Raw genomic sequence first — 6,739 nt, 5'->3', positions numbered from 1 at the left:
CTGGTTACGCCATGGTGTGCGGCGAAGGTGGTTAGAGATTGGGTGCCGGTGGCCCATTGGATGAACAAAGCCATGGTGGCGGTATTTTTGTTGTGGGTTTGGGTGTTGCGGGTAAAGGAGTGTCCGCAGTGGGTGCAGCGCCAACGGGTGGTTGATTTGCTGGTGGTGCCGTTTTTCTTTGTGTTGTTGCCGCATAGTGGGCAGCTGGGGCGGTTGGTGGTCATCCTTTAATCCAACCGGTGTGCGGTTAGCACAAATGTGGCCGGAGGTGCGGGATGGTGTGGGTAATAGCTTTCGGGGAGCTATTCTTTGGTGATTTGTGGTGTGTGGTCTGGGGTTATGGTGGCATGCGGACACACTTTTCTTTACTTAACCCGGCCGCGCCCTCGCACAGCTTTCGGGAAACGCACCACAGACGGAAAGCGCAAGAGCTGAATGTCCCAAATCTTCCAGTTTCGAACTTTTCGTTGATTTGACGGTTCCATCAAAAGCCCCTGACCAGCACAAACATAATAGTTATAAAAGTAGAGTGGAAGATTTGGGACATTTGCCCTCTTTTGCCAGGCGGTCGTCGGCCGCTGCGGGGTAGTTTCCGCCGGAATTGGCACGCAGGGCGCCACCTGCCCTCCCGCCACCTACTCCGCCAGCCAATCCCCGCCCCACCACTAGGGGAACATCCCCCACCCAGCGGGAATATCCGCCCTGTCAGAGCGGTTGTCGTTAGTTAGGAACGCAAGCGCACAGACAACGTAAGTCACGCAGCGCCGAAAGCAGTGAAAGCCGCCCTGCGGTTAGGCTCAACGCCGAAAGCAGTGCGAGCCCGCAAACCCCAACCAGGAGGCATCAACACCACCATGACGGACACGACGGCACACGACAACTCCCTAGCCCCGCTGAGCCTTCTCGACTTCGCCACTGTATACAAGGGCGAGCGCCCCGCGGACGCCTTCGACCGCTCCGTCCAGTGGGCCCAGCAGGCCGAAAAGCTAGGATTCGAGCGCATCTGGTATTCCGAGCACCACAACATGAAGTCCATCGCCAGCTCCGCCCCCGCGGTCCTGATCGCTCACATCGCAGCGAAGACTTCCACTATCAACCTGGGCGCGGGTGGCGTCATGCTCCCGAACCACGCCCCGCTGGTCATCGCCGAGCAGTTCGGCACCCTTGCGGAACTACACCCCGGCCGCATTGACCTGGGCCTCGGCCGCGCGCCCGGCACCGACCAGATGACTTTGCGCGCCCTGCGCCGCGAACCTTCCGCCGCGGAGACCTTCCCGCAGGATGTCGCCGAGCTCTACGGCTACCTCAACGGCCCGTCGAAGATCCCCGGCGTGGAGGCCGTACCGGGCATGGGCACCAATGTACCTCTGTACATCCTGGGCTCCTCTCTGTTCGGCGCGCAGCTGGCCGCGCACCTGGGCCTGCCGTATAGCTTCGCCAGCCACTTCGCGCCCGCCGCCCTCACACAGGCGGTGCAGGTGTACCGCGATAATTACCAGCCCTCGGAAGCCCACCCGGAGCCCTACGTCATCGCCGCGGTCAACGTCACCGCCGCCGACACGCAGGAGGAAGCCGACGAGCAGTTCCGCCAGGTCTGCCGCACCCGCGTGCGCGTTATGGCCGGCCGCGGCCGCAGCCTGACGGAGGAGGAGCTGGACATGCTCATCGATTCCCCCGCCGGCCAGCAGATCCTGGATATGCTGCGCTACTCCGCCGTCGGCACAAGCGATGTTGTCCGCCGTTACCTCGAAGAGTTCCGTACGCACGCTCAAGCCGATGAGCTCATGGTGTCTCTGCAGTCGCCGTCGACGGCTGAGTCACTGCGGTCGATGAAGATTCTTGCGGACGCCGCCTCACTCTCCCCCGCCCAGCGCTAACCACTAGGCCATCAGGCTCGCTCCCCTAGCGCTCCCGGTGTGCGCGGGCCACAGCGCCAGCTCCCCCTAACACAACCCGCTAGCGCTGCGTTTCGCGCGGCTCCGGCCGCCCGTCGGCCGCGCCCGCGCCGAACACCCACCGGATGATCTGCGGCGCGTAAGCGCCCACCACCAGCATGGCAATCATGCGCATCACTTGAATGACCGTGACAATCGGCTGGCTGCCAGCGTCGTGCGCAAATGCGAGAACGGCGTAGATGCCACCCGGCACGGTGGCCAGGTAGGCGTCCAGAACCTTAAAGTCCCATAGGCCAGCGATGGCGAAGGCCGTGCCGATAGAGCTGGCGATCATCAGGGCGATCACGCCCAGGATCACGGGCAGGGCCTTCACGAATTGCCGCAGCGCGCCCTTCGTCAGGGTACCGCCGGCCTGCACGCCGACCAGTGCGTAGGCCAGCTTTTCCAGCAGCCCGTTCGGCGCGATGAACTCGTGCGGCACGCCGAACAGCATCACGCCGATCATGGCGAACGCGATGCTCAGCAGCAGGTACGGCGAGCTGATGCTGAACCACCGCGCCGTCAGCCGCGTAAACGTCCACACGGCCACCCCCACGACCACCGCGCCTACTATGCCCTGCCAGTTCGTCTGCAGGCCGTCGAGGAGGCTTTCTTTTCCTGTTGACGCCCCTTCGGCCGCATCTGCCTCGTCTCCCTCAACGCGGCCGAGTAGCGTGACCAGCCCGGGAAGTGTCAAGACGATGATGGATACGCGCAGGTACTGGGTAAGGGTGACAAAGCGCGTGTCCGCATTGAGCTCCCGGGAGAGCATCACCATCGCGCTGGCGCCGCCCGCGAGGGTGGCCAGCACCGACGTGGCCGGGCCAACCCGGTGGATGCGCACCAGCAGCCAGGAGGCCAATAGGCAGACAGCCAGCGTGACGATCAGCGACATTGCCGTCGGCCCGGCATAGGAAACGATGGTGCCGAAATCGATGGTGGTCAGGGGCGAGGAACACAAAAGGGCGATGATCACCTGGGAAGGGATCATCGCCTTTTTAGGCGGGCTGACCTGGCGGTCGCTGAAGATGGCGTAGACGCCGAAGACGATCAGGAAGGAAAAGATCCAGGCAGCGGGTACGCCCACCGCTTCGCAGGCGAAACCTGCGGCGATCGACAGTGCGGTCAGCAGAGCCAGCGTGGCCAGCTTCGCGGGGCTGGGTAGTGTGAACCCGCCCGGCCTGGCGCTGCGTACAGTTTCGCCAGGCAGTGAGTCTGAGTCGGGCAACGCTACCCGCTTAGCGGGTTGCGGCCAGCAGGCGCTGGATTTCCTTGATCTGCTTCTTTTCCTTGCGCTTGGAGCCAACGGCCAGGGCGGTCAGCAGGACAACACCGGCGACTACACCGCCGATGACCATCTGTACCTTCGGCTCCTTGAGGGTGTTCACGGCCTGGCCGCGAGCGTCATCCGCCAGGTTCTTCGGATCCGCACGGACGGACAGCTCCTCCAGCGTCCGTCCCAGCTGGTTGCGGGTGCGTTCAATGTCGCGCTGGATGGCATCGATGCTACGGGCCACGGAAGTTTCTCCCTTATTCGAACGTTTAAGTGCTACCTGAACATTGTAAATGATCGCACCCGTTGGCGCTTTCGCTAGGGTGTATTGGCGCCCGTGCATGTGCGTGCACTGTGGTGCGTCGGCTCCCGCAAGCTTGCGTGCCGGCGCTTTCGCTAGGGTGGGTTGCATGACTGATAACAGCAACACCACCGCAAACCAGCCCATCCGACTCGAGGTCGGCGACAAGGCACCGGAGTTCACCCTGCCAAGCGATTCCGGCAAGAACGTGAGCCTGGCGGACTACGCGGGCCGCAAGGTCATCGTGTACTTCTACCCCAAGGCTGATACTCCAGGTTGCACCACCGAGGCCTGCGATTTCCGCGATTCCCTCACCGAGCTCAACGATCAGGGCGTGGACGTGGTCGGTATCTCCCCCGACAAGGTGGAAGCTCTGGAAAAGTTCCGCGATAAGTACGAGCTGACCTTCCCCCTTCTTTCGGACGCCGACAAGTCCGTCATGGAAAGCTACGGCGCATTCGGAGAGAAGAAGAACTACGGGAAGATCGTCCAGGGCGTGATCCGCTCCACGTTCGTTATTGACGAGGAAGGCAAGATCGCCGTAGCGAAATACAACGTGAAGGCCACCGGGCACGTCGCGCGCATCGCCAAGGAGCTGTAGCGCCCGCGCCTGCGCCTACACGCGCTACACAGCACACAGCCCCCGCAACACAGGCGGGGCTGAAAAAGTCGTGCGCCTGGGGAGACTTGAACTCCCACGTCATAAGACACTGGAACCTAAATCCAGCGCGTCTGCCAATTCCGCCACAGGCGCAAAAAGAACGCGGACAACCGCGTTTCCCCCTTCATGCTAGCAAGCGATCTGGCGTGAAAAGAAATTAGGCGTAAAAGGCAGTACAGGTAGAATGTTGCAGTGTGAACGAACACTCAGACAATGACGGTAAGGCACCTGCCCACCCGTTTCCGCTGCGCGTTCGCATCATCCAAATCATCTTCCTAATCCTGGCGGTCATTGCCACCCTCCTGCTGGCGTGGTGGCAGTGGGATCGTTGGCAGTCCAACGGCGGTAGCTTCCAGAACCTGGGCTATGCCATCCAGTGGCCGATCTTCGGCATCTTCTTCGTTGTGGCGTACCGCAAGTACATCCAGTACGAAAAGGAGCGTCTACTGGGAGACGAAGCCCCAGCAGCCCCTACCCTGCCGGCCGATGAAATCACCGAGGTTCCGGAAGACTTCCTGCAGTCCGAAGATCATGCCGAAGAGACTGAGGATATTTGGGTAGATGATAGGCGCGAGCGGGCGCGCATGAGGGCGTCCAAAAATAACGAGCGCAAGAACAACGACCAGAAAGGGCACTAAGCAATGACCAACGAGCAGACCCCTGCTATCCACCCGGAGCGCCGGGCGCGCGTGGCGAAGTCGCTGAGGTTTTACTCCGTGGCGGCAGTGGTTACGGGTATTTGGCTGCTGATTCTGGTGGTGGAGATGATTGTTAAATATCTGATCCTCGGCAGCGAGAATGCGCCGGAGTGGTTTAGCTACATCGGACCGGCGCACGGGTTGGTGTTTATGGTGTACGTGATTTCCTGCCTGGATCTGGGCACGAAGGCACGCTGGGAGCCGTCGAAGTGGGTCACCACGATGCTGGCGGGTGTGGTGCCTTTCTTGAGCTTCGTGGTGGAAAAGAAGCGCCGCGACGAGGTTAAGGCCGCCTTCCAGCTGGACTAGCGGCTACTCGACCAGCGAGGTTTCGACGGCGACAGCGTCGATCTCCTCGTCGGTCGGCACGGGCGCACCCATCGCGTGCGGTTCGGCTTCCGGCTTCTCCCAGGTGGACTGCAGGCAGGCCAGAATCGCTACGGCCGCCGCGCGCGTGGAGACCTGCAGGGTTGAAAGGTCCGGCAGGAAGCCCGGGTTGTGGTTGGTGGGGATGTCGATGTCCAACCGCCCGGCGGATTCGGCGCGCTGCCACTGGCGGCGCGGGGTAATGCCGATGGTCCAGAGCATGTAGGGGCAGCCGAAGGACTTCGGGATCACGGAGAAGTCCTCGGAGGCGGTCCAGGGCTCCATCTCTAGGGAGTCCTCGCCGAAGGTGTGATCGAAGTGGGGGCGGACAACGTCGTAGGCCTCCGGGGCGTTGTCGGTAGCGCCCAGCAAACCAACGAACTTGAAGTCCGGCTCGCGATCGGCGCCCGCGGCCAACGCCTCGGCGCGTACCACGCGCTTGATGGCATCCACGCACTTCTGGCGCAGTTCTTCGTCGTAGAAGCGGCAGGATAGGGAGATCTTCGCGGAGTCCGGGATCACGTTGTTCGCCTTGCCGGCCTCCACCGAAGCGACGGTAATCACCGCGAACTTATTCGGCGGGACTTCGCGGGAGACGATGGTCTGCAGCTTCATCACCGTCGAGGCCGCCAGCACCACCGGGTCGACGGAGCGGTGAGGCATGGAGGCGTGCGCGCCACGGCCGTGGAGGGTGATTTCAATGGTGGTGGAGGACGTCATCACCGGGCCGGGCGCGGAGTACACCTGGCCCGCCGGTCCGGCGACGATGTGTTGCGCCAGGCAGACGTCGGGTCGGGGAATGATGCCGCCCAAACCGTCGGAGACCATCTTGTGCGCGCCGATGGACGCCTCTTCGGCCGGCTGGAACAGTGCCACCACCGTGCCGGTCCAGCGGGCGCGCTCTTCGGTCAGGATGCGCATGGCTCCCAGCAGGCTGGTGGTGTGCTGGTCGTGGCCGCAGGCGTGCATCGTTGCCACACGCTCACCGGATGCGTTGAGCTGCGAGTAGGTAGAGGCGTAGTCCACGCCGGTTTTCTCCGCGACGGGCAGGCCGTCGAAGTCGGCGCGCATCAGCACTGTCGGCCCGTCGCCGTTTTCCAACACGGCGGTGATGCCATAACCGCCGATGTTCGTGGTGACTTCCCAGTCCGGGAAGTTCTCCAGCTCCTTGGCGATCCGCTGCGCGGTGACTTCCTCCGCCCCCGAGAGTTCGGGGTGCTGGTGGAAGAACTTGTACACGTCCTCCATCCAGCTGAGGTCGGCCTGCGATCCGGCCACGATGCCGCTGGGGCTTGTGGGGCTAAAAGTGGCCTGGTCGCTGTCTGTGCCGGGGGCGGTCACGCGGGGGATCCTTTCACTTGTTTGTCGTTCTGCGGGTTATACGTTTGAGCTTGTGCCTTGCCCCATCATACGTGGGTTGCATGCACCCGGCGCCTACCCCTGCGGCGCGCTGACCGCATACAGGGCGGTGCGCTGGGCGCCGGACTTAGTGGCGTGCTGGGCGCC

8 protein-coding genes and 1 tRNA gene are annotated in these 6,739 nt (G+C 62.8%); 4 read left to right on the top strand and 5 right to left on the bottom strand.

Annotated elements, in window-relative coordinates:
- Positions 1 to 224: IS1/IS1595 family N-terminal zinc-binding domain-containing protein (locus tag JQ46_RS10880; RefSeq protein WP_080719467.1), on the bottom strand; the 224-nt coding region annotated here is incomplete at its 3' end.
- 630 nt (positions 225 to 854) lie between these two features.
- Here JQ46_RS10880 and JQ46_RS01000 point away from each other — a divergent pair.
- Positions 855 to 1,877 (top strand): LLM class flavin-dependent oxidoreductase, encoded by a 1,023-nt coding sequence (locus JQ46_RS01000; RefSeq protein ID WP_051876182.1) that lies wholly within the window; start codon positions 855 to 857, stop codon positions 1,875 to 1,877.
- Positions 1,878 to 1,956: 79 nt separating this feature from the next.
- Here the strand turns inward: JQ46_RS01000 and JQ46_RS00995 are convergent, their stop codons facing one another.
- Both JQ46_RS00995 and JQ46_RS00990 read right to left on the bottom strand, forming a co-directional pair.
- A complete protein-coding gene (locus tag JQ46_RS00995) occupies positions 1,957 to 3,162 on the bottom strand; it encodes an AbrB family transcriptional regulator (protein ID WP_051876181.1) in 1,206 nt (401 codons plus the stop codon).
- 10 nt (positions 3,163 to 3,172) lie between these two features.
- Positions 3,173 to 3,451, bottom strand: a complete 279-nt coding sequence (locus JQ46_RS00990) for a DUF3618 domain-containing protein (protein ID WP_011273177.1) — start codon at positions 3,449 to 3,451, stop codon at positions 3,173 to 3,175.
- A gap of 166 nt (positions 3,452 to 3,617) precedes the next feature.
- Here JQ46_RS00990 and bcp point away from each other — a divergent pair, with 166 nt between their 5' ends.
- Positions 3,618 to 4,109, top strand: coding sequence for a thioredoxin-dependent thiol peroxidase (gene bcp, locus JQ46_RS00985; protein ID WP_034984641.1), 492 nt, complete (start codon positions 3,618 to 3,620; stop codon positions 4,107 to 4,109).
- A gap of 71 nt (positions 4,110 to 4,180) precedes the next feature.
- On the opposite strand, the gene JQ46_RS00980 is transcribed toward bcp, so the two are convergent.
- Positions 4,181 to 4,262 (bottom strand) — tRNA-Leu (locus JQ46_RS00980).
- 101 nt (positions 4,263 to 4,363) lie between these two features.
- On the opposite strand from JQ46_RS00980, the gene JQ46_RS00975 reads away from it, so the two are divergent.
- Both JQ46_RS00975 and JQ46_RS00970 read left to right on the top strand, forming a co-directional pair.
- Complete coding sequence (locus JQ46_RS00975; protein WP_034984640.1) at positions 4,364 to 4,807, top strand: hypothetical protein; 444 nt, start codon at positions 4,364 to 4,366, stop codon at positions 4,805 to 4,807.
- Positions 4,808 to 4,810: 3 nt separating this feature from the next.
- The gene (locus tag JQ46_RS00970) at positions 4,811 to 5,176 is read left to right on the top strand and encodes a DUF3817 domain-containing protein (RefSeq protein WP_034984638.1); all 366 of its coding nucleotides are present in this window, start codon (positions 4,811 to 4,813) and stop codon (positions 5,174 to 5,176) included.
- Between the two features lie 3 nt (positions 5,177 to 5,179).
- Here JQ46_RS00970 and JQ46_RS00965 read toward each other — a convergent pair whose 3' ends face one another.
- Positions 5,180 to 6,574, bottom strand: a complete 1,395-nt coding sequence (locus JQ46_RS00965; protein WP_034984637.1) for an amidohydrolase — start codon at positions 6,572 to 6,574, stop codon at positions 5,180 to 5,182.
- Positions 6,575 to 6,739 lie beyond the last annotated feature (165 nt).

Origin of the sequence: Corynebacterium jeikeium (assembly GCF_000738175.1) — a bacterium.
GTDB classification, from domain to species: Bacteria; Actinomycetota; Actinomycetes; order Mycobacteriales; family Mycobacteriaceae; genus Corynebacterium; species Corynebacterium jeikeium_C.
This window is presented reverse-complemented; position numbering and strand designations above follow the sequence as displayed.

Bases quoted from the DNA above. Each gene is read 5' to 3' on its own strand.
- JQ46_RS01000 (WP_051876182.1), top strand. From the start codon at position 855: ATGACGGACACGACGGCACACGACAACTCCCTAGCCCCGCTGAGCCTT.
- bcp (WP_034984641.1), top strand. From the start codon at position 3,618: ATGACTGATAACAGCAACACCACCGCAAACCAGCCCATCCGACTCGAG.
- JQ46_RS00970 (WP_034984638.1), top strand. From the start codon at position 4,811: ATGACCAACGAGCAGACCCCTGCTATCCACCCGGAGCGCCGGGCGCGC.